This window comes from Streptosporangium minutum (genome assembly GCF_002149035.1).
Classification (GTDB): Bacteria; Actinomycetota; Actinomycetes; order Streptosporangiales; family Streptosporangiaceae; genus Streptosporangium; species Streptosporangium minutum.
This window is the reverse complement of the sequence record NZ_NGFP01000171.1, coordinates 1-20,118: the sequence shown is the minus strand read 5'-3', so window position 1 is coordinate 20,118 and position 20,118 is coordinate 1. Positions and strand designations below refer to the sequence as shown.

Genomic DNA, 20,118 nt, shown 5'->3' with positions numbered 1-20,118 from the left:
GGTGCCGGCGCTCCCGGCGCCCCCGGTCCCAAGCCGGGTCCCCGTCCGGGTCCGCGTGGGCCGCGTCCCGGGAACAACCCGTTCTCGTCGAACGCCAGCGGCATGGGCCAGGCCCGTCCGCCGCGTCCCGGCGGTCCCGGCGGCCGTGAAGGCGGCCCCGGTGACAGGGGCCCGCGTCCCGGTCCCCGTGAGGACCGCGGTCCCCGCGAGCAGGGGCAGCGTGACAACGCCGGTCCCCGTCCGCCCGCGGCCCGCTCCGGTCCGCCCGGTGCGGCCGGTCCGCGTCCGGGTCCCGGCGCGGGTGGTCCCCGTCCCGGCGGTGGCGCCGGTGCCGGTGGTCCGCGTCCCGGCGGTCCCCGTCCCAGCCCGATGATGATGCCCCAGGGCCGTCCCGCCGGTCCCGGCGGCGGCGCGGGCCGTCCCGGCCAGGGTGGCGGCGCGGGCCGTCCCGGTGGCGGCGCAGGCCGTCCCGGTGGCGGTGGCGGTCGTCCCGGTGGCGGTGGCGGTTTCGCCGGTCGTCCCGGTGGCGGTGGCGGCGCGGGCCGTCCCGGTACCGGAACCGGTGGTCCCGGTGGCGGCGGCGGTTTCGCCGGTCGTCCCGGTGGTGGCGGCCGTGGCCGCGGCGGCGGTACGGCGGGCGCCTTCGGCCGTCCGGGCGGACGCCCGACCCGCGGTCGCAAGTCCAAGCGCCAGCGGCGTCAAGAGTTCGACAACATGCAGGCCCCGGCGATCGGCGGCGTGCAGGCTCCTCGCGGCAACGGTCAGACGATCCGTCTGTCGCGCGGCGCCTCCCTGGCGGACTTCGCCGACAAGATCGGCGCGATCCCGGCGTCCCTGGTGCAGATCATGCTGCACCTCGGCGAGATGGTGACCGCCACGCAGTCGGTCAACGAGGAGACGCTCCAGCTTCTGGCCGCCGAGCTCGACTACAACCTGCTTGTGGTCAGCCCGGAGGAGGAGGACCGCGAGCTCCTGGAGACCTTCGACATCGAGTTCGGCGAGGACGAGGGCGACGAGTCCGACCTCGTCGCGCGTCCGCCGGTGGTGACCGTCATGGGTCACGTCGACCACGGTAAGACCAAGCTGCTCGACGCCATCCGGAACACCAACGAGGTGGCGCGCGAGGCCGGTGGCATCACCCAGCACATCGGTGCCTACCAGATCGCCACCGAGCACGAGGGCGAAGACCGGAAGATCACCTTCATCGACACCCCGGGTCACGAGGCGTTCACCGCCATGCGTGCCCGTGGCGCCAAGGTCACCGACATCGCCGTCCTGGTGGTCGCGGCCGACGACGGTGTGAAGCCGCAGACGATCGAGGCGCTGAACCACGCCCAGGCGGCCGACGTGCCGATCGTGGTCGCGGTCAACAAGGTCGACAAGGAGGGCGCAGACCCGGGCAAGGTCCGTGCCCAGCTCACCGAGTACGGCCTCGTCGCCGAGGAGTACGGCGGCACCACGATGTTCGTCGACATCTCCGCCAAGAACGGGATCGGCATCGAGAACCTGCTCGAGGCCATCCTGCTCACCGCGGACGCCGAGCTCGACCTGCGGGCCAACGCCACGATGGACGCCCAGGGCGTCGCCATCGAGGCGCACCTCGACAAGGGCCGCGGCCCGGTCGCGACCGTGCTGGTCCAGCGCGGCACGCTCCGTGTCGGCGACTCGATCGTCTGTGGCGAGGCCTTCGGCCGCGTCCGGGCGATGCTGGACGACAACGGCGAGGCGATTCAGGAAGCCGACCCGTCGCGTCCGGTGCTGGTCCTCGGTCTGACCGCGGTGCCGGGTGCCGGTGACAACTTCATCGTCGTCACCGACGACCGGATGGCGCGCCAGATCGCCCAGCAGCGTGCGGCCCGCAAGCGCATCGCGGACATGGCCAAGTCCGGCCGTCGCCGCACCCTCGAAGAGCTCTTCAGCGAGATGGAGAAGGGCCAGGTCGACGAGCTCAAGCTCATCATCAAGGGTGACGTCTCCGGTTCGGTCGAGGCCCTCGAGGACGCGCTGCTCAAGATCGACGTCGGCGAGGAGGTGCGCCTGCGGGTGCTCCACCGTGCCGTCGGTGCGATCACCGAGTACGACGTCAACCTGGCTGTCGCCGACGACAACGCCGTCATCATCGGTTTCAACGTGCGCCCCGAAGTCCGGGCGCGCGACCTGGCCGAGCGCGAGGGCGTCGACATCCGCTACTACTCGGTCATCTACCAGGCGATCGAGGAGATCGAGGCGGCCCTCAAGGGCATGCTCAAGCCGGAGTTCGAAGAGGTCCAGATGGGCACGGCCGAAGTCCGCGAGGTCTTCAAGGTGCCGAAGATCGGCAACATCGCCGGTGCGCTGGTCCGTTCGGGCACGATCGTCCGCAACAGCAAGGCCCGCATCATCCGTGGTGGTGTCGTCATCTCCGACAACCTCACCGTGTCCTCGCTGCGTCGCTTCAAGGAGGACGCGACCGAGGTCCGTGACGGTTACGAGTGCGGTATCGGTGTCGGCTACAACGACATCAAGATCGACGACGTCATCGAGACGTTCGAGATGCGGGAGAAGCCGCGCGTCTGATGCTCTGGTCCGGTGCCGGGGCCGCTCGCCGGCCGGAGACGCTCACCCCACGGGTGGGTTCTCCGGCCGGGGGTGGCCCCGGCGCCGCCGGCGCACGGCGACATCCGTGGCGAGTGACTCAATATGTATGTAGGTGCCCTGACAATGGACATCCTGCTCGGCGACGTTCACTCGCTGAAGCAGAAGCGCTCCGTGGTGCGTCCCATCATCGCCGAGGTGCAACGACGGTTCCCGGGTGTGGCCGTCGCCGAGACCGGCCATCTGGACCTGCACCGCCGTACCGAGATCGGGATCGCGGTCGTCTCCGCCACCGCCGCCAACTGCGGCGCGGTGCTGGACGACTGCGAGCGCCTGATCGCCTTCCACCCGGAGATCGAGCTGCTGTCCGCCCGGCATCGGCTCTACAACGAGGACGAGGACTAGTTACAGAGACGACCGGTCGCGGAGCCGCCCTTCGTGTCCGGTCGTTACTGTGAGAAGGGGGGAGCGAATATGGACGCCGCGCGCGCACGTAAGATCGCCGATCGGATCCAGCAGGTCGTGGCCGAGATGCTGGAGCGCCGCATCAAGGATCCGAGGCTGGGTTTCGTGACCGTGACGGACACGCGGATCACCAACGACCTGAGCGAGGCCACGGTGTTCTACACCGTGTTCGGCTCGGAGGCGGAGCGGGCCGACTCCGCCGCGGCGCTGGAGAGCGCCAAGGGACTGATCCGCTCGGAGGTGGGCCGTCAGACGGGCCTGCGCCACACCCCGACGCTGACGTTCACCCACGACCCGCTCCCTGACAGCGCCCGCCACCTCGACGGGCTGCTCGCCGAGGCGAAGGCCAGGGACGCCGAGATCGCCAAGCGCGCCGAGGGCGCTCAGCACGCCGGAGACGCGGACCCGTACCGCAAGCCCGACGAGGACGACGGCGAACTCGACGAGAGCGACGAAGAACCGTCAGAGCGCGCGGGACACCGCGCGAAGTGACACCCGACCTGCGTGGCGATGGCCCGGTCCCGGTCCGTGACTGGGACCGGGCCGTCGGCCTGATCTCGTCCGCCGACGAGATCGCGCTGGCCTGCCACATCTCGCCGGACGGTGACGCGCTCGGCTCGATGCTGGCCCTCGGCCTGGCCCTGCGCGCGGCGGGCAAGCGGGTCACGGCCTCCTTCGGGGAGCGCCGGTTCAGAGTGCCCCGGCTGCTGCGTTTCCTGCCCGGGCAGGAGCTCCTGACCGAGCCAGGGGACTACCCGGCCGTGCCCGAGCTGATGATCACTTTCGACGTCCCCATCGTCGACCGGCTCGGGATTCTCGCTGAGAACGCGGTCAAGGCCCGCGAGCTGATCGTGGTGGACCATCACCCGTCCAACACAGGGTTCGGCACGCTCAACCTCGTCGACCCGGCCGCCGCGGCCACCGCGGTGCTCGCCGAGGAGCTGCTCCGCCGGCTCGGCCTGCCGCTCGACCGGGCCATCGCGACCTGCCTGTACGCCGGGCTGGTCACCGACACCGGCTCGTTCCGGCACTCCTCCACCACTTCCGGGGTGCATCTCATGGCCGCGAGGCTGGTCGCCACCGGGCTGAACCCGGAGGAGATCGCCCGGGAGCTGTGGGACCGCTCCCCGTTCGGCTATCTCAGGGTGCTCGGCGCCGTCCTGGACCGGGTGACGCTGGAACCGGAGGTGGGCGAGGGGCTGGTCTGGACGTTCGTCACCCGGGCCGACCGGGTCGCGTACGGCCTGCCGTACGACGAGGTGGAGGGGATCATCGACGTGATCCGGCGCACCGACGAGGCGGACATGGCCGTGATCCTCAAGGAGGACGACGACGGCGCCTGGCAGGTCTCCACCCGCTCCAAGGGCGCGGTGGACGTCTCCCGCGTCGCCACCGCGCTGGGCGGCGGCGGGCACACCAAGGCGGCGGGCTTCACCTCCCATCTGCCCGTCGAGCAGACGATGGCGAGCCTCCGCGCACTCCTGTAGTCTTCGGCGCCCGCTTGCGGCGCGGTCCGGTAATCTCCGCGCCCTCTCGCAGGCGTCCCGTAATCTCCGCGCCCTCTCGCAAAGGACTGTCCGAATGAGCACGGCTCGCGCCAAGCGCACCCCGCCGCCGAGCGGGCTGATCATCGTCGACAAGCCCGCCGAGTGGACCTCGCACGACGTCGTCGGCAAGCTCCGCGGCATCGCGGGCACCCGCAGGGTGGGTCACGCGGGCACGCTGGACCCGATGGCCACCGGGGTGCTGGTGGTCGGCGTGGAGAAGGCCACCCGCCTCCTGGGGCATCTCGCGCTCACCGAGAAGGGCTACGACGCCACGATCCGGCTCGGGCAGTCCACCAACACCGACGACGCCGAGGGTGAGATCATCTCTGCCTCCTCGGCGGCCGGGGTCGCCGAGGAGGCGATCAGGAAGGGCGTCGCCACCCTGACCGGCCAGATCATGCAGATCCCGCCGCAGGTCAGCGCCATCAAGGTGAACGGTGAGCGTGCCTACAAGCGGGCCAGGGCGGGGGAGGAGGTCGAGCTCAAGGCGCGCCCGGTGACCGTGTCGGGCTTCGAGATCACCGGTATCCGCCGTGACGGCGACCTGATCGACGTCGACGCCTCGGTGACCTGTTCCAGCGGCACCTACATCCGCGCGCTGGCCCGCGACCTGGGAGCCGATCTGGGCACCGGCGGTCACCTGACCTACCTGCGTCGCACCCGCGTGGGGCCCTACGACCTGTCGATGGCGCGCACCATCGAGCAGCTCTCCGCCGAGTGCACGATCCTGCCGATGGCCGAGGCGGTCGCGGCGGCCTTCCCGCGCCGCGACGTGACCGCCGAGGAGGCGGGCGCCGTGGCGCACGGCGGGCGGCTGCCCTCGCTGGGGCTGGGCAAGGGCCCGATCGGCGTGTTCGGCCCGGACGGCACCCTGCTGGCGCTGGTCGAGGAGCACGGCAAGATCACCAAGTCGCTGGCGGTGTTCGTCTCCTGACCCGATGTTCGATGTGACATGACAGTGCTTTAAGGTTCGTAAACCGGACCATTTAGCTCTGTTAGGAGTCGCCTCATGGAGGTGTCCCTCTCCCCCCTCCCCGCCGCCGAGATCGCCGCAGACCTGCTCGTCCTGCCGGTGCGCGAGGGGCACGACCCCGGACTCGGCCTGGGCGGAGTGCTCGGCCAGGTCAGGTTCACCGGCCGGGCCGGGCAGGACCTGCTGCTGCCACGCCGGGACGGCGACGCCTTCCGCGCCGCGGCGGTCCTGCTGGTCGGGCTCGGCGACGCCGACGACGAGCACGCGGTACGGCGGGCGGTGGGCCGCGTCGCGCCCCGGCTCGCCGAGTTCCCCACCGTGGCGATCGCCTTCCCCCACGTCCAGGCGGTCATCGAGGGCGTACGGCTGGGCGGCTACCGGTTCGACGGCTACAAGAGCGAGCCGCGCGGGCGGGCCCTCCGCGAGCTGGTCATCCTGGCCGGTGAGGACCCCCGGGGGGTCGAGCGGGCCGGGATCGTCGCCGACGCGGTGACGTTCGCCCGCGACCTGGTCAACACCCCGGCCGGCGACCTGGTCCCGATGGACCTGGCCGAGCGGGCGCGGGCGATGGCCGAGGCGTGCGGGCTGGGTGTGCGGGTGCTGGACGCCGGCGCGCTCCGGGAGGGCGGCTTCGGCGGCATCCTCGGCGTCGGCGCGGCCAGCGTGAACCCGCCCTGCCTGATCGAGGTGAGCCACCCCGGTGACGGCGTGAGCGGCACGGTGGGTCTGGCGGGCAAGGGCATCACCTTCGACTCCGGCGGTCTCGCCATCAAGGGCCTCGGGGCGATGTCCACCATGAAGTGCGACATGGCGGGCGGCGCGACCATGCTCGCGGTCGTCCAGGCCGCCGCCCGGCTGGGGCTGCCGGTGGGGGTCACCGCGGTGGTGCCCGCCGCAGAGAACATGGTCAGCGGCTCCGCGACCCGGCCAGGGGACGTTCTCACGCACCGCAACGGGCGGACCACCGAGGTGACCGACACCGACAGCGAGGGCCGCCTGGTGCTGGCCGACGCGCTCGCCTACCTGGCGGAGGGCTCTCCGGACGTGCTGATCGACGCGGCCACGCTGACCTACTCGGTGATGCACGCCCTCGGCGAGGACATCACCGGGGTGATCGGCAGTGACCGGGGACTGGTCGGTGAGCTGATCGCGGCCGGTTCGCGGGCCGGCGAGCCGATGTGGGAGCTGCCGCTCTGGGAGCCGTACGCCGCCAGGCTCGAATCCGAGGTGGCCGACGCGAAGAACGAGGGCGGCAGCCTGGCCGACGCGACGATCGCCGCGCTGTTCCTGCGGCCGTTCACCGCCGGGCTGCCCTGGGCCCATCTGGACTTCGCCACGACCGCCTACCTGGACAAGGCCACCGACCTGGGCCCGGCGGGGGCGACGGGGGCGATGATCCGCACGCTGATCGGCTACCTGGAGAGCCGCTCCTAGGCGGCGCCGTTCTCCCCGGGCGGGGTCATCTGGCGGCCCGCTCCTGGGCGCGTTCGAGCATGTCGCGCATCATGTCGGAGGTGAGCGTGAAGTGCTCCTCCGCCAGCGAGCCCGCCTGCTCGGCGTCGCCGGCCGCGATGGCCTCGTAGATCTTCCGGTGTTCGATCAGCGCCCGCCGGTAGTCCTCCCGGTTGTCCTCTCCGTACGGCTCGACGGGGAATCCGAGGCTCACCCGCGTCAGCATGTCCCTGCTGAGCGCGCTGATCTTCGGGTTGCCCGTCGCGGCCAGCACGGCGCCGTGGAAGGCCGCGTCGGCGACCTGCTCCTGGCCCAGGGTGCGGGCCTGTGCGTAGCCGTCCAGCGCCACGCGCATGGCCGCCAGGTCCTCGTCGGTACGGCGGAGCGCGGCGGTCCGCGCCACCAGCCCCTCCACCAGGCAGCGCAGGTCGAACAGCTGCTCCAGCTCGGGCCAGCGGGGCAGGAGCGTCCGGCGCACGGCCGAGGCCGTGGCCTCGGTCCAGCTCGTCCTGACGTAGGCGCCGCCGGTCCGGCCGCGCTTGATCTCCACGATGCCCACCGCCTGGAGCCGGCCGATGGCCTCGCGGACCGTCGCGCGGCTCACGTCGAGGATCGTGGCCAGCTCGCGCTCTCCGGGGAGGCGTTCGCCGGGCAGGTAGTCGCCTATCGCGACGGCGGTCATCAGCCGGTCTGCCACCTCCGTGGCCACCGACTGCACCTTGACGGGACTGAGAACGGAGGGCTGGGCGGTGTCGCCCAGCACCTGACCCAGCATGCGGGAGAGATCGTCGGTGGTCGGGGGCGTCGCGTCGGGGTGCACACCCGGAACGTTACACAACTACCCGATTCCAAAAAAGGTATTGTGCTCAGGCCATTAATCCATAAGATGTCCACAACACGGACATTCGTCTCATCTGGTGGCATGTGCCCCACTTGTTGTATGGAGGACTGCGGTGGCGATCCCCGAACCGACCACCCAGGGCCTGGCCCCCTTCAAGGACTGGCATACCTGGTACCGCGTCACGGGCGACCTGAACGCGAGCAAGGCCCCCCTCGTCGTACTGCACGGCGGCCCCGGCGCGGCCCACGACTACACGCTGCGCATGGCGCGGCTGGCCGAGCGGGACCGGGCGGTCGTCCACTACGACCAGCTCGGCGTGGGGCTCTCCACCCACCTGCCCGAGTGCGGCGCCGACTTCTGGACCGTCGAGCTCTTCCTCGACGAGCTGGACAACCTGCTCGCCCATCTCGGCATCGCCGGCCGCTACCACCTGATCGGCCAGTCATGGGGCGGCATGCTCGCCGCCGAGCACGCCGTACTGCGGCCCGAGGGCCTCAAGGGGCTGGTCATCGCCGACTCGCCCGCCTCGATGAAGCTCTGGAGCGAGGAGTGCGACCGGCTGCGCGCCGAACTCCCGGCCGAGGTCGAGCGGACGCTCCGCGAGCACGAGGCCGCCGGGACCACCGACAGCCCCGAATACCGCGCGGCGGAGAAGGTGTTCAACGCCCGCCACGTCTGCATGATCGTTCCCAATCCGCCGGAGGTCCTGGCCAGCGACGCCAAGACCGCCGAGGACCCGACCGTGTACCACACGATGAACGGGCCGACCGAGTTCCACGTCGTCGGCACCCTGCAGGACTGGTCGGTCACCGACCGGCTGCACCAGGTGACCGCGCCGACCCTGCTCGTCTCCGGGCGGCACGACGAGGCCACCCCTCGCACCGTGCAGCCCTTCGCGGACCACATCCCCGACGTCCGATGGCAGATCTTCGAGCACTCCAGCCACATGCCGCACATCGAGGAAGAGGAGCTCTTCCTGCAGGTGGTCGGCTCATTCCTCGACTCCACGGACTAGGACCCCCATGAAGCGCAACCTCCCGATCGCAGCGGGCGCGGCCCTGCTCGCCCTGTCGGTCTCCGCCTGTTCCGGCGCCTCCTCCCCGGCGGCGCCCGCCGGATCCGCAGGGACGGCCGACTCCTCCCAGACGAGCCCCGCGGGATTCCAGGAGCAGCACAAGGGCGGCACGCTCCGCCTGCAGGCCAAGTCCGGCGACGGCACGCTCGACCCGCACATCAACTACAGCAACGGCAACTGGCAGATCTTCCAGGCCATGTACGACGGCCTGCTGGCCTTCAAGAAGGTCGGCGGCGAGGCCTCCTACGACCTGGTCCCGGACCTGGCCGAGGCCATGCCCCAGGTCAGCCCGGACGGCAGGTCCTACACCTTCACCCTCCGCAAGGGCGTGAAGTTCGCCGGCGGCGGCGAGGTCACCGCCGACGACGTGGTGGCCTCCTTCGAGCGGATCTACAAGGTCTCCGGGCCCACCTCCGGCACCTTCTACGCCGGGATCGTCGGCGCCGCCGCTTGCGTCAAGAAGCCCAAGGAGTGCACGCTCGACAAGGGCGTGGTCGCCGACAAGGCCAAGAACACGGTCACGATCAACCTGGTCGAGCCGGACTCGGAGTTCCCGCTCAAGCTCGCCCTGCCGCACGCGGCCGTCCTGCCGAAGGACACCCCGGACAAGGACCAGGGCACCAAGCCGATCGGCGGCACCGGGCCCTACATGGCGGTCTCCTACGACCCCAACAAGGAGCTCAAGCTCGTCCGCAACCCCGACTTCACCGAGTGGTCGCGCGAGGCGCAGCCGCAGGGCTACCCGGACGAGATCGTCTACTCCTACGGTCTCACCGCCGAGGCCGCGGTCACCGCGGTCCAGAACGGCCAGGCCGACTGGGTCTTCGACCCGCTGCCCGCCGACCGGCTCAGCGAGATCGGCACCAAGTACGCCTCCCAGGCGCACGTGAACCAGCTGTCGGCCTTCTGGTACCTGCCGCTCAACACCAACCTCGCGCCGTTCGACAAGCCCGAGGCCCGCCAGGCGCTCAACTGGGCGATCGACCGGCAGGCCGTGGTGAAGATGTTCGGCGGGGCCAACGTGGCCCAGCCCGCCTGCACGCTCCTGCCGCCCGGCATCCCCGGCCACGCCGACTTCTGCGACTTCCCCCAGCCGGACCTGGCCAAGGCGAAGGACCTCGTCCAGCAGTCGGGCACCGCGGGCCAGGAGGTCGCCGTCGTCGTCTCCGACGACGAGGTGAGCAAGCAGATCGGCGAGTACGTCCGCAGCACCCTGGAGCAGATCGGCTACCAGGCCAAGCTCAAGGTCATCTCGACGAACATCCACTTCACCTACATCCAGAACGACAAGAACAAGGTCCAGGTCAGCGTCTCCCAGTGGTACGCCGACTACCCCGCGGCCTCGGACTTCCTGCACGTCCTGCTCTCCTGCGCCTCCTTCCGCGCGGGCAGCGACTCCAGCATCAACATCTCCGGCTACTGCGACAAGGACATCGACGCCCGGATGGCCGAGGCCATGACGCTGGACCGGACCGACAAGAACGCCGCGAACGCCAAGTGGGGCGAGATCGACCGCGACCTGACCAAGGCGAGCCCGATCATCCCGCTGTTCACCCCCAAGCAGGTGGACTTCGTCTCCAGCAGGGTCGGCAACTACCAGTTCCACAAGCAGTTCTTCATGCTCGTCTCCCAGCTCTGGGTCAAGTAGGTGAGCACGGTGAGCGGGGTCGAGCCCATCCCCGCCGTCGCCGCCCCGGTCCGGCCCGGTGCCGGTCCGTGGCGGCAGGCCGCCACCCGGATCCTGCGCAACCGCTCCGCGCTGACCGCCGGGGCCGGGCTGCTCCTCATCGCGCTCGTCTGCCTGCTGGCCCCGGTCTACGCGGGTTCGATCGCGCACACCGACCCGTTCGTCTCCAACATCTCCGGCACCACGGTCGTGGGCGGCCAGGAGGTCCAGGTCCTCCAGCAGAGCACCGAGGGCCTCGGGCTGGGCGTCACCCCGATCGGCCCGACCGGCGACCCCGGCCACTACCTGCTCGGCGCGGACAACCAGGGCCGCGACGTCATGGCCAGGCTCCTGTACGGCGGGCGCAACAGCCTGCTGGTCGGCGTCTCCTCGGCGCTGCTCTGCTGCGCGCTGGCCACCGTGCTCGGCGTGGTCGCCGGCTACTTCGGCGGCTGGATCGACGCGGTGCTCTCCCGGTTCTTCGACGTGATCTGGGCCTTCCCGGTCTACCTGCTGGCCATCTGCCTGTCGGTGGTGCTGCTCACCAGCGGCCTGCACCTGGGGCCGGTCCACATCGACGCGGGCAGCCTCGCGCTGCCGATCGTCATCATCGCGCTGATCTACGTCCCCTACGTGGCCCGCCCGCTGCGCGGCCAGGTCATGGCGCTGCGCGACAAGGAGTTCCTGCACGCGGCCGTCGGCCTGGGCGCGAGCGACCTGCGGATCATGCGCCGTGAGGTGCTGCCGAACATCCTGCCCACGGTGGTGGTCTTCCTGCCGCTGATGACCGCGCTCAACATGCTCACCGAGTCGGCGCTGTCGTTCCTGTCGGTCGGCGTCCAGTCGCCCGACGCGAGCTGGGGCACGATCATCAACGACGGCCTCGCCCTGCTCTACACCCGGCCGATGATCACCATCGCCGCCGGACTGTTCGTCGCGCTGACCGCGGTCGCGCTCAACGTCTTCGGCGACGGCGTGCGCGACGCGCTCGACCCGAACGCCCGGCTGCGGGGAGGCGCCTGATGATCGGCTACATCCTGCGGCGCTTCGGCGCCGCGGTGCTCGTCCTCTTCGCGATCAGCGTGCTGGTATTCCTGATCTTCTTCGCCACTCCGGGCGTGGACCCGGCGGCCCGCATCGCGGGCAAGAACGCCGACCCGGCCACCCTGGAGCAGGTGCGCGCCTCGTTCGGCTTCGACCAGCCGCTGCCCGTGCAGTACCTGATGATGATGAAGCACCTGTTCGTCAGCCACGACCTCACCTCGTTCGTGAACCGGGGCACGCTGGTCATCCCGCAGATCATGGACGCGGTCCCGGTCACGCTTTCGCTCGTCGTGGGCGCCGCGGTGATCTGGATGGTGCTGGGCGTGGCGATGGGCACCCTCGCCGGAGCCATGCGCGGCACGCTGGTCGACCCGCTGGTCATGCTGCTCGGCGTCTTCGGCGTCTCGCTGCCGGTCTACTGGCTGGGCGAGGTGGTCAACCTGGTCACCCAGAAGGAACTGCACGACTCGGTCTTCTCCTGGGTCCCGCCGCTCGGCTACGTCCCGCTCTCGCAGAGCCCGGGACAGTGGGCGCTGCACCTGCTCCTGCCCTGGCTCACCCTGGCCCTGCTGTACGCGGGGATCTACGCCAGGCTGCTGCGCGGCGAGCTGATCCAGGCGCTGAACGAGGACTACGTGCGCACCGCCCGCGCCAAGGGCCTGTCCGAACGGCGCATCCTGATCAGGCACGCCCTGCGCTGCTCGCTGATCCCGATCGTGTCGCTGTTCGGCCTGGACTTCGGCGCCCTCGTCGGCGGCGCGGCGCTGCTCACCGAGGTGGTCTTCGGCCTGCCGGGCGTCGGCAAGCTCACCTACCAGGCGCTGCAGAACCTCGACCTGCCCGTGATCATGGGCACGGTCCTCTACGCCGCCTTCTTCGTCGTGCTGGCCAACGCCGTGGTGGACGTCCTGTACGCCCGGCTCGACCCGAGGGTGCGCCGTGCCTGACCAACCGATTCTCGAAGTCGACGACCTGCGGGTGAGCTTCCGCACCGGCAGGGGCCGTTTCACCGCCGTCGACGGGCTGTCCTTCTCCGTGCGGCCCGGCGAGGTGCTGGGCGTCGTGGGGGAGTCGGGCTCGGGCAAGAGCGTGTCGATGCTCGGCGTGCTCGGGCTGATCCGCACCCCCAACGCGGAGATCTCCGGAAAGGTCGTCTTCCGCGGCCGGGACCTGCTGGCCCTGAAGGACCGGGAGATGCGGGCCGTCCGGGGCCGGGAGATCGCCATGATCTTCCAGGACCCGATGACCGCCCTCACCCCCGTCTACACGGTCGGCTGGCAGATCGCCGAGCAGATCCGCGCCCACGAGAGGATCTCCAAGAGGGAGGCCCGCGACCGCGCGGTCAGGCTGCTCGACGAGGTCGGCATCCCGGCCCCCGGCAAGCGGGTGGACTCCTACCCGCACGAGTTCTCCGGCGGCATGCGCCAGCGCGTGGTCATCGCCATGGCGCTGTCGTGCAACCCCGGACTGCTGATCGCCGACGAGCCCACCACCGCGCTCGACGTCACCACCCAGGCGCAGATCCTCGACCTGATGCGCCGCCTGCGCACCGACCACGGCTCGGCGATCGTCATGATCACCCATGACATGGGCGTGGTCTCGGAGATCGCCGACGAGGTCCTGGTCATGTACGGCGGGCGGGCGGTCGAGCGGGGCGTGCGCAGGGACGTCTTCCACGCCCCCCGCCATCCCTACACTTGGGGACTGCTCGACTCGGTGCCCCGGGTGGGCGGCCCGCGCGTCCGGCGGCTGCCCACGATCCCGGGCACCCCCGGCGCCTCGGGTGGCGGCTGCCCCTTCGCCGACCGCTGCACCCACCGTCACGCGGCCTGCGAGGAGGTCCCCTCCCTCACCGGCGGGTCCGGCCACCTCGACGCCTGCTGGCTGCCCGAGGAGGGCAGGGAGCGGATCCGGCGCGGCGACCGGAGCGGACCGGAGGCGTCCCCGGCACGACAGAGCGCCCGCGCGGCGGATGAGGAGCGGTGAGCAACCCGTGAACACAACGGACACGACGACGGGCCCCCTGCTCAGGGCCACCGACGTGGTCAAGCACTTCAAGGCGCGCGGCGGCCGCGGCGTGCAGGCCGTCAACGGGGTCTCGCTGGAGGTCCGAGCGGGGGAGACCCTCGGGGTGGTCGGCGAGTCCGGGTGCGGCAAGTCCACACTCGGCCGCTGCCTGGTCCGGCTGACCGACGTCACGGCGGGCAGGGTGGAGTTCGACGGCCAGGACATCACCGGCCTGTCCCGCCGCGCCCTCCGCCCGGTCCGCAAGGGCCTGCAACTCGTCTTCCAGGACCCCTACGCCTCGCTCAACCCGCGCCGCACGGCCGGCGACGCCGTCGCCGAGCCGCTCAGGATCCACGGGTACGGCGACGCCGGCGCGATCAGGAACCGGGTCGGTGAGCTGTTCGACCTGGTCGGCCTGGCCAGGACCCACCTGGACCGCTACCCCCACGAGTTCTCCGGCGGCCAGCGCCAGCGGATCGGCATCGCCAGGGCCATCGCCCTGTCGCCCAGGCTCGTGGTGGCCGACGAGCCCGTCTCCGCGCTCGACGTGTCGGTCCAGGCGCAGGTGCTCAACCTCTTCGCCGACCTCCAGGAGGAACTCGGGCTCACCTACGTCTTCATCGCGCACGACCTGGGCGTGGTGCGGCACGTGTCGGACCGGATCGCGGTGATGTACCTCGGGGAGATCGTCGAGGTGGCCGAGGCCGAGGCCCTGTACGCGGCTCCCCGGCACCCCTACACCCACGCCCTGCTGTCGGCCGTCCCCGAGATCGACGACGGCTCCGGAGCGCCGCGCCGCGAGCGCGTCGTGCTGACCGGCGACGTGCCCAGCCCGATCGACCGGCCCACCGGCTGCTCCTTCCACCCGCGCTGCCCGATCGCCCAGGAGCGCTGCCGTACCGAGCGTCCCGCGCTGAACCCCGTCGGCGGACGTCAGGTGGCCTGTCACTTTCCAATGCGCTCCCCGATTGGAGAGATGGCCGGGGAGCATGGCAGGCTTTAGGGGTCGATCCGCTACAAGGGGAAGAGGCTGCGGTGCGAGGCTGGCACGGATTGGACGACGTGCCCGAAGACTGGGGCAGGTCCGTCATAACGATCGGCGTCTTCGACGGGGTTCACCGCGGCCATCAGCAGATGGTTGCCCGTGCCGTCGCGATGGCCGACGAGCTCGGACTGCTCTCGGTCGTGGTGACCTTCGACCCGCACCCGGAGGAGGTGGTGCGGCCCGGCACGCACCCGCCCCGGCTGACGACGGCCCGGCACCGCACGGAGCTGCTCGCCGCCCTCGGCGTCGACGCGGTGTGCGTGCTGCCGTTCACGCTGGAGTTCTCCCAGATGAGCCCGGACGAGTTCGTGCAGACGGTGCTGGTCGACCGGCTGCACGCGGGCGGGGTCGTGGTGGGGGAGAACTTCCGCTTCGGGCACAAGGCCTCCGGTGACGTCGAGACCCTGCAGACCCTCGGGGAGAAGTACGACTTCGTGGCGGAGGCGGTCCCGCTGGTGAGCAACGGGGAGACCATCTCCTCCACCCTCATCCGCGAGCGCCTGGCCGCCGGGGACATGGAGGCCGTGGCGGCGGCGCTCGGCCGTCCGCACCGGGTCGAGGGCGTGGTCGTCCGCGGCTACCAGCGCGGCCGCCAGCTCGGCTTCCCGACGGCCAACGTGGAGTCGCCCGACTTCACCGCGATCCCCGCCGACGGCGTCTACGCCGGCTGGCTGCAGGGCATCCCGACGGGCAACCTGCCGGCCGTCTACGGCGGCGAGCGCTGGCCCGCCGCCATCTCGGTGGGCACCAACCCCACCTTCGAGGGGGTGCCGCGCACCGTCGAGGCCTACGCGCTCGACCGCGACGACCTGGACCTCTACGGCGCCCACATGGCCGTGGACTTCGGGCCCCGGCTCCGCGGCAACGTCAGGTTCGACTCGATCGAGGCGCTCGTCGACCAGATACGCGCCGACGTCGACGAGGCCCGCCGCCTGACCTCCTGACCTTCCGGGCGCTCGGCGGGTCCGAGGATGTGCGGACGCGGGAGGGCTGATGGTAATCTGGCATGTCAGCTCTGTAACCGGTGGTGTCACAACCCCGGCGCTGATCTCGCCACGGCGACTGTAGGCACGCACGGTCGCTCGGGCAACTGAAAATCGCGCGTGCCCGTAGAAGTGCAAGGAGAGATGTGTCGCTCGACACCGCCGCAAAGAAGCAGATCATCGGTGAGTACGCCAAGGGTGAGACCGACACCGGTTCCCCCGAGGTGCAGATCGCGCTGCTGAGCAAGCGCATCAGCGAGCTCACCGAGCACCTGAAGACGCACAAGCACGACCACCACAGCCGCCGCGGTCTGCTGCTGCTCGTCGGTCGCCGTCGTCGTCTGCTCAAGTACCTGCAGAGCAAGGACATCACGCGTTACCGTTCGCTCATCGAGCGGCTCGGCCTGCGCCGATAGAGTTGTGAGGGAGCGGCGTCCGCGTCGCTCCCTCATCTCATATGGACGGGTGTCGGCGCGTCGCGCCACGGAGACACCGTCCCAGTGAGCAAACTGAACAGCCGAGACAGTGCCCCGCGTCCGCCAGCAAGCGCGCCCCACGGCGTCGGAGGGCCGGTCCTCGGTAGTGGCCCCCGGTCATCATGGCGTAAGCCGTACGGAACCGGGCGCTTCGATCGAAGACCGGCGCTGCACCTACGGGGAGCAGGCAACAAGACGACTCAGGCACGGAACGCGTGCCCGAGTGGACGCGGGCGACCTACCAAAGGAGGTCCCCCGTGGAGGGTGTCCACAGCAGTGAAGCCGTCATCGACAACGGCTCTTTCGGAACGCGCACCATCCGGTTCGAGACCGGGCGGCTCGCGCGCCAGGCGGCGGGTTCCTCCGTCGTCTACCTGGACGACGAGACGATGGTCCTCTCCGCGACCACCGCCTCCAAGAATCCCAAGGAGAACCTCGACTTCTTCCCCCTCACGGTGGACGTCGAGGAGCGGATGTACGCCGCGGGCCGCATCCCCGGCTCGTTCTTCCGTCGTGAGGGCCGTCCTTCCGAGGACGCCATCCTCACCTGCCGGCTGATCGACCGGCCGCTGCGCCCGTCGTTCGTCAAGGGCCTGCGCAACGAGATCCAGGTCGTCGCGACGATCATGGCGCTCAACCCCGACCACCTGTACGACGTGGTCGCGATCAACGCCGCGTCCCTGTCCACCCAGCTCGCCGGGCTGCCCTTCTCCGGCCCGATCGGCGGCGTCCGCGTCGCGCTGATCGAGGGCCAGTGGGTGGCCTTCCCGACCCACTCGGAGCTGGCGAACGCCACCTTCGACATGGTGGTCGCCGGCCGCGTCCTGGAGGACGGCGACGTCGCGATCATGATGGTCGAGGCCGAGTCCACCCGTGACACGCTCAAGCTCGTCGCCGACGGCGCCATGGCGCCGACCGAGGAGACCGTGGCCCAGGGCCTGGAGGCCTCCAAGCCGTTCATCAAGGTCCTGTGCGAGGCGCAGTCCAAGATCGCGAAGGTCGCGGCCAAGGCCACCGCCGAGTACCCGCTGTTCCTCGACTACCAGGACGACGTCCTGGAGGCCGTGACCGGCGCGGTCAAGAGCGAGCTCGCCGCGGCGCTGACCATCGCCGGCAAGCAGGAGCGCGAGACCGAGCTCGACCGCGTCAAGGCTCTGGCCCTGGAGAAGGTCGGCTCCGAGTTCGAGGGCCGTGAGAAGGAGATCAGCGCCGCGTTCCGCTCGCTGACCAAGAAGCTCATGCGCGAGCGGGTCATCTCCGAGGGCGTCCGCATCGACGGCCGCGGCGTCAAGGACATCCGGCAGCTCAACGCCGAGGTCCACGTCGTGCCCCGCGTGCACGGCTCGGCCCTGTTCGAGCGGGGCGAGACCCAGATCCTGGGCATCACCACGCTCAACATGCTCCGCATGGAGCAGATGATCGACACGCTCAACCCGGAGCGCACCAAGCGCTACATGCACAACTACAACTTCCCGCCCTACTCCACCGGTGAGACCGGCCGCGTGGGCTCGCCCAAGCGCCGCGAGATCGGCCACGGCGCGCTCGCCGAGCGGGCGCTCGTCCCGGTCCTGCCGGCCCGCGAGGAGTTCCCCTACGCGATCCGCCAGGTCTCCGAGGCGCTGGGCTCCAACGGCTCGACCTCCATGGGCTCGGTCTGCGCCTCGACCATGGCGCTGCTCGACGCGGGCGTCCCCCTCAAGGGCATCGTCGCGGGCATCGCGATGGGCCTGATCAACGAGGGCGACCAGTACGTCACGCTGACCGACATCCTCGGCGCCGAAGACGCCATGGGCGACATGGACTTCAAGGTCGCCGGCACCAAGGACGTCATCACCGCGCTCCAGCTCGACACCAAGCTTGACGGCATCCCCGCCTCGGTCCTGGCCGCCGCGCTGAAGCAGGCCAAGGGCGCCCGCCTGGCCATCATCGACGTGATGCAGGAGGCCATCGACTCCCCGGCGGAGATGAACGCGACGGCCCCGCGCATCATCACGATCAAGGTCCCGGTCGACAAGATCGGAGAGGTCATCGGCCCGAAGGGCAAGATGATCAACCAGATCCAGGACGACACCGGCGCCGAGATCACGATCGAGGACGACGGAACCATCTACATCGGCGCGACCGACGGCCCGTCCGCGGAGGCGGCCCGGTCGGCGATCAACGCCATCGCGAACCCGCACATGCCGGAGGTCGGAGAGCGCTACCTGGGCACGGTCGTCAAGATCGCCGCCTTCGGCGCCTTCATCTCCCTCATGCCGGGCAAGGACGGCCTCCTGCACGTCTCCCAGATCCGCAAGCTGCACGGCGGCAAGCGCATCGAGAACGTCGAGGACGTCATGAACGTCGGCGAGAAGGTCCAGGTGGAGATCGCCGAGATCGACTCGCGCGGCAAGCTCTCCCTGGTCCCCGTCGAGGTCATCGAGAAGGAGGCCGCGGCCAAGGCCGAGGGCGGCGCCTCCGAGGAGGAGCCGGCCGCGCCCGCCGCCGCCGACGACCGTCCCCGCGACGACCGTCCCCGCGAGGACCGGCCCCGCCGCACCCGCACCCGCACCAGCGGTGGCGGCAGCCGTGGGGGAGAAGACCGCAACTCGTGATGACCACCACTCTGCACCCCGGCAAGGACGGTGCCGGGGTCGTGCAGCGCACTGTCCTTCCCGGTGGGCTCCGGGTGGTGACCGAGTCCATGCCGACCGTGCGTTCCGTCGCGGTCGGCATGTGGGTCGGCATCGGATCGAGGGACGAGGCCCCCGAGCACATGGGGTCCTCGCACTTCCTTGAGCACCTGCTGTTCAAGGGCACCCCCACGCGGGACGCGCTGGAGATCTCGGCGGCTATCGAGGGCATCGGCGGTGAGATCAACGCCTTCACCGCCAAGGAGTACACCTGCTACTACGCGCGGGTCCTCGACGAGGACCTGCGGGTGGCGATCGACGTGCTCGCCGACGTGGTGACCTCCTCGCTGATCACCCCGGAGGACGTCGAGGCCGAGCGTGGCGTGATCCTGGAGGAGATCGCCATGCACGACGACGACCCCTCCGACATGGTGCACGAGCAGTTCTCCGCCGAGATGTACGGCGACACGCCCATCGGCAGGCCGATCCTCGGCACGGTCGAGTCGATCAACGCCGCCAGCCGTGACCGGATCGCGGAGTACTACCGGCGCTACTACCTGCCGACGCACACCGTGGTGTCGGTGGCGGGCAACGTCACCCACGAGCAGGTCGTGGCGCTCGTCGCCGCGGCCTACGAGCGGGCCGGAGCCCTCGGCGGGGACGCCTCGCCGATCGCCCCGCGCGTCTCCGGCCCCGGCGCCGAGGCGCGTCCCGGAGTCCGGGTGGTGCACCGGCCGACCGAGCAGGCCAACCTGGTCCTCGGCACGACCGGTCTCACCCGCACCGACGAGCGCCGCTTCGCGCTCGGGGTGTTCAACGCGGCCCTGGGCGGCGGCATGTCCTCGCGGCTGTTCCAGGAGATCAGGGAGAAGAGGGGGCTGGCCTACTCTGCCTACTCCTACACCTCCTCCTACGCCGACACCGGGCAGTTCGGCATCTACGTCGGCTGCCTGCCGTCGAAGATCGACGAAGTGCTGAAGATCTGCCGTGAGGAGGTCCTCCGGGTGGTCGCCGACGGCATCACCGAGGAGGAGATCGTCCGCGGCAAGGGCCAGATGCGCGGCGGCCTCGTGCTCGGCCTGGAGGACACCGGTTCCAGGATGTCCAGGATCGGCAAGGGCGAGCTCGTCTACGACGAGCTACTCTCGGTCGACGACGTCCTCGCCAGGATCGAGGCGGTGACCCCGGAGCAGATCTCCGAGGTCGCCCGTGACGTCCTCAACCGCCCGATGACCCTCGCGGTCATCGGCCCCTACGAGGACAAGGACTTCGGCTGGGTCGTCAACGGCTGACCGTCCCGTCGTGAACGGCCCCGGCGTCCACGCCGGGGCCGTTCCGCTGTCCGGACAGCGGACGGC

17 protein-coding genes are annotated in these 20,118 nt (G+C 70.6%); 16 read left to right on the top strand and 1 reads right to left on the bottom strand.

The annotated features are described in order from the left end of the window. From infB to CA984_RS29860, 6 genes are all read left to right on the top strand, one after another. Positions 1 to 2,556: translation initiation factor IF-2 (infB, locus tag CA984_RS29885; protein ID WP_086576846.1), on the top strand; the 2,556-nt coding region annotated here is incomplete at its 5' end. Between the two features lie 123 nt (positions 2,557 to 2,679). Beyond that, positions 2,680 to 2,979, top strand: a complete 300-nt coding sequence (locus CA984_RS29880; protein ID WP_012888847.1) for a DUF503 domain-containing protein — start codon at positions 2,680 to 2,682, stop codon at positions 2,977 to 2,979. Positions 2,980 to 3,048: 69 nt separating this feature from the next. Then, the gene (gene rbfA, locus CA984_RS29875; RefSeq protein WP_086576844.1) at positions 3,049 to 3,531 is read left to right on the top strand and encodes a 30S ribosome-binding factor RbfA; all 483 of its coding nucleotides are present in this window, start codon (positions 3,049 to 3,051) and stop codon (positions 3,529 to 3,531) included. Further along, the gene (locus tag CA984_RS29870; RefSeq protein ID WP_086576843.1) at positions 3,528 to 4,526 is read left to right on the top strand and encodes a DHH family phosphoesterase; all 999 of its coding nucleotides are present in this window, start codon (positions 3,528 to 3,530) and stop codon (positions 4,524 to 4,526) included. The genes rbfA and CA984_RS29870 overlap by 4 nt, the downstream gene beginning before the upstream one ends. Before the next feature lie 94 nt (positions 4,527 to 4,620). Continuing rightward, positions 4,621 to 5,520 (top strand): tRNA pseudouridine(55) synthase TruB, encoded by a 900-nt coding sequence (gene truB, locus CA984_RS29865; RefSeq protein ID WP_086576842.1) that lies wholly within the window; start codon positions 4,621 to 4,623, stop codon positions 5,518 to 5,520. A gap of 75 nt (positions 5,521 to 5,595) precedes the next feature. Beyond that, positions 5,596 to 6,993, top strand: a complete 1,398-nt coding sequence (locus tag CA984_RS29860; RefSeq protein WP_086576841.1) for a leucyl aminopeptidase — start codon at positions 5,596 to 5,598, stop codon at positions 6,991 to 6,993. A gap of 25 nt (positions 6,994 to 7,018) precedes the next feature. Here the strand turns inward: CA984_RS29860 and CA984_RS29855 are convergent, their stop codons facing one another. Further along, positions 7,019 to 7,831, bottom strand: coding sequence for a FadR/GntR family transcriptional regulator (locus CA984_RS29855; RefSeq protein ID WP_242676248.1), 813 nt, complete (start codon positions 7,829 to 7,831; stop codon positions 7,019 to 7,021). Positions 7,832 to 7,964: 133 nt separating this feature from the next. On the opposite strand from CA984_RS29855, the gene CA984_RS29850 reads away from it, so the two are divergent. The 10 genes from CA984_RS29850 to CA984_RS29805 all read left to right on the top strand — a co-directional run bounded on the left by CA984_RS29850 (position 7,965) and on the right by CA984_RS29805 (position 20,052). Beyond that, a complete protein-coding gene (locus CA984_RS29850) occupies positions 7,965 to 8,867 on the top strand; it encodes a proline iminopeptidase-family hydrolase (RefSeq protein WP_086576840.1) in 903 nt (300 codons plus the stop codon). A gap of 7 nt (positions 8,868 to 8,874) precedes the next feature. Then, on the top strand, positions 8,875 to 10,575 hold the full coding sequence (locus CA984_RS29845; RefSeq protein ID WP_086576839.1) for an ABC transporter substrate-binding protein: 1,701 nt from the start codon (positions 8,875 to 8,877) through the stop codon (positions 10,573 to 10,575). Positions 10,576 to 10,584: 9 nt separating this feature from the next. Further along, positions 10,585 to 11,616 (top strand): ABC transporter permease, encoded by a 1,032-nt coding sequence (locus CA984_RS29840; protein ID WP_086576838.1) that lies wholly within the window; start codon positions 10,585 to 10,587, stop codon positions 11,614 to 11,616. Beyond that, positions 11,616 to 12,584 carry an ABC transporter permease gene (locus CA984_RS29835; RefSeq protein ID WP_031163093.1) on the top strand — a complete coding sequence of 323 codons (969 nt, stop codon included), beginning with the start codon at positions 11,616 to 11,618 and terminating at the stop codon, positions 12,582 to 12,584. Before CA984_RS29840 ends, CA984_RS29835 begins: the two co-directional genes overlap by 1 nt. Then, positions 12,577 to 13,623: an ABC transporter ATP-binding protein gene (locus CA984_RS29830; RefSeq protein ID WP_086576837.1), complete on the top strand. Its 1,047-nt coding sequence runs from the start codon at positions 12,577 to 12,579 to the stop codon at positions 13,621 to 13,623. The genes CA984_RS29835 and CA984_RS29830 overlap by 8 nt, the downstream gene beginning before the upstream one ends. Continuing rightward, positions 13,610 to 14,647 (top strand): ABC transporter ATP-binding protein, encoded by a 1,038-nt coding sequence (locus CA984_RS29825; RefSeq protein WP_086576836.1) that lies wholly within the window; start codon positions 13,610 to 13,612, stop codon positions 14,645 to 14,647. The genes CA984_RS29830 and CA984_RS29825 overlap by 14 nt, the downstream gene beginning before the upstream one ends. A gap of 32 nt (positions 14,648 to 14,679) precedes the next feature. Next, positions 14,680 to 15,633 (top strand): bifunctional riboflavin kinase/FAD synthetase, encoded by a 954-nt coding sequence (locus CA984_RS29820; RefSeq protein ID WP_207621095.1) that lies wholly within the window; start codon positions 14,680 to 14,682, stop codon positions 15,631 to 15,633. Positions 15,634 to 15,818: 185 nt separating this feature from the next. After that, positions 15,819 to 16,088 carry a 30S ribosomal protein S15 gene (gene rpsO / locus CA984_RS29815; protein WP_086576834.1) on the top strand — a complete coding sequence of 90 codons (270 nt, stop codon included), beginning with the start codon at positions 15,819 to 15,821 and terminating at the stop codon, positions 16,086 to 16,088. Between the two features lie 317 nt (positions 16,089 to 16,405). Further along, positions 16,406 to 18,742 carry a polyribonucleotide nucleotidyltransferase gene (locus tag CA984_RS29810; RefSeq protein ID WP_086576833.1) on the top strand — a complete coding sequence of 779 codons (2,337 nt, stop codon included), beginning with the start codon at positions 16,406 to 16,408 and terminating at the stop codon, positions 18,740 to 18,742. Further along, on the top strand, positions 18,742 to 20,052 hold the full coding sequence (locus CA984_RS29805) for a M16 family metallopeptidase (protein ID WP_086576832.1): 1,311 nt from the start codon (positions 18,742 to 18,744) through the stop codon (positions 20,050 to 20,052). Before CA984_RS29810 ends, CA984_RS29805 begins: the two co-directional genes overlap by 1 nt. The last annotated feature ends 66 nt before the right edge of the window (positions 20,053 to 20,118 follow it).

Excerpts from the sequence above, each read along its gene's own strand:
- CA984_RS29880 (WP_012888847.1), top strand. The coding sequence starts at position 2,680 with ATGTATGTAGGTGCCCTGACAATGGACATCCTGCTCGGCGACGTTCAC.
- rbfA (WP_086576844.1), top strand. The coding sequence starts at position 3,049 with ATGGACGCCGCGCGCGCACGTAAGATCGCCGATCGGATCCAGCAGGTC.
- truB (WP_086576842.1), top strand. The coding sequence starts at position 4,621 with ATGAGCACGGCTCGCGCCAAGCGCACCCCGCCGCCGAGCGGGCTGATC.
- CA984_RS29860 (WP_086576841.1), top strand. The coding sequence starts at position 5,596 with ATGGAGGTGTCCCTCTCCCCCCTCCCCGCCGCCGAGATCGCCGCAGAC.
- CA984_RS29845 (WP_086576839.1), top strand. The coding sequence starts at position 8,875 with ATGAAGCGCAACCTCCCGATCGCAGCGGGCGCGGCCCTGCTCGCCCTG.
- CA984_RS29835 (WP_031163093.1), top strand. The coding sequence starts at position 11,616 with ATGATCGGCTACATCCTGCGGCGCTTCGGCGCCGCGGTGCTCGTCCTC.
- CA984_RS29825 (WP_086576836.1), top strand. The coding sequence starts at position 13,610 with ATGAGGAGCGGTGAGCAACCCGTGAACACAACGGACACGACGACGGGC.
- CA984_RS29805 (WP_086576832.1), top strand. The coding sequence starts at position 18,742 with ATGACCACCACTCTGCACCCCGGCAAGGACGGTGCCGGGGTCGTGCAG.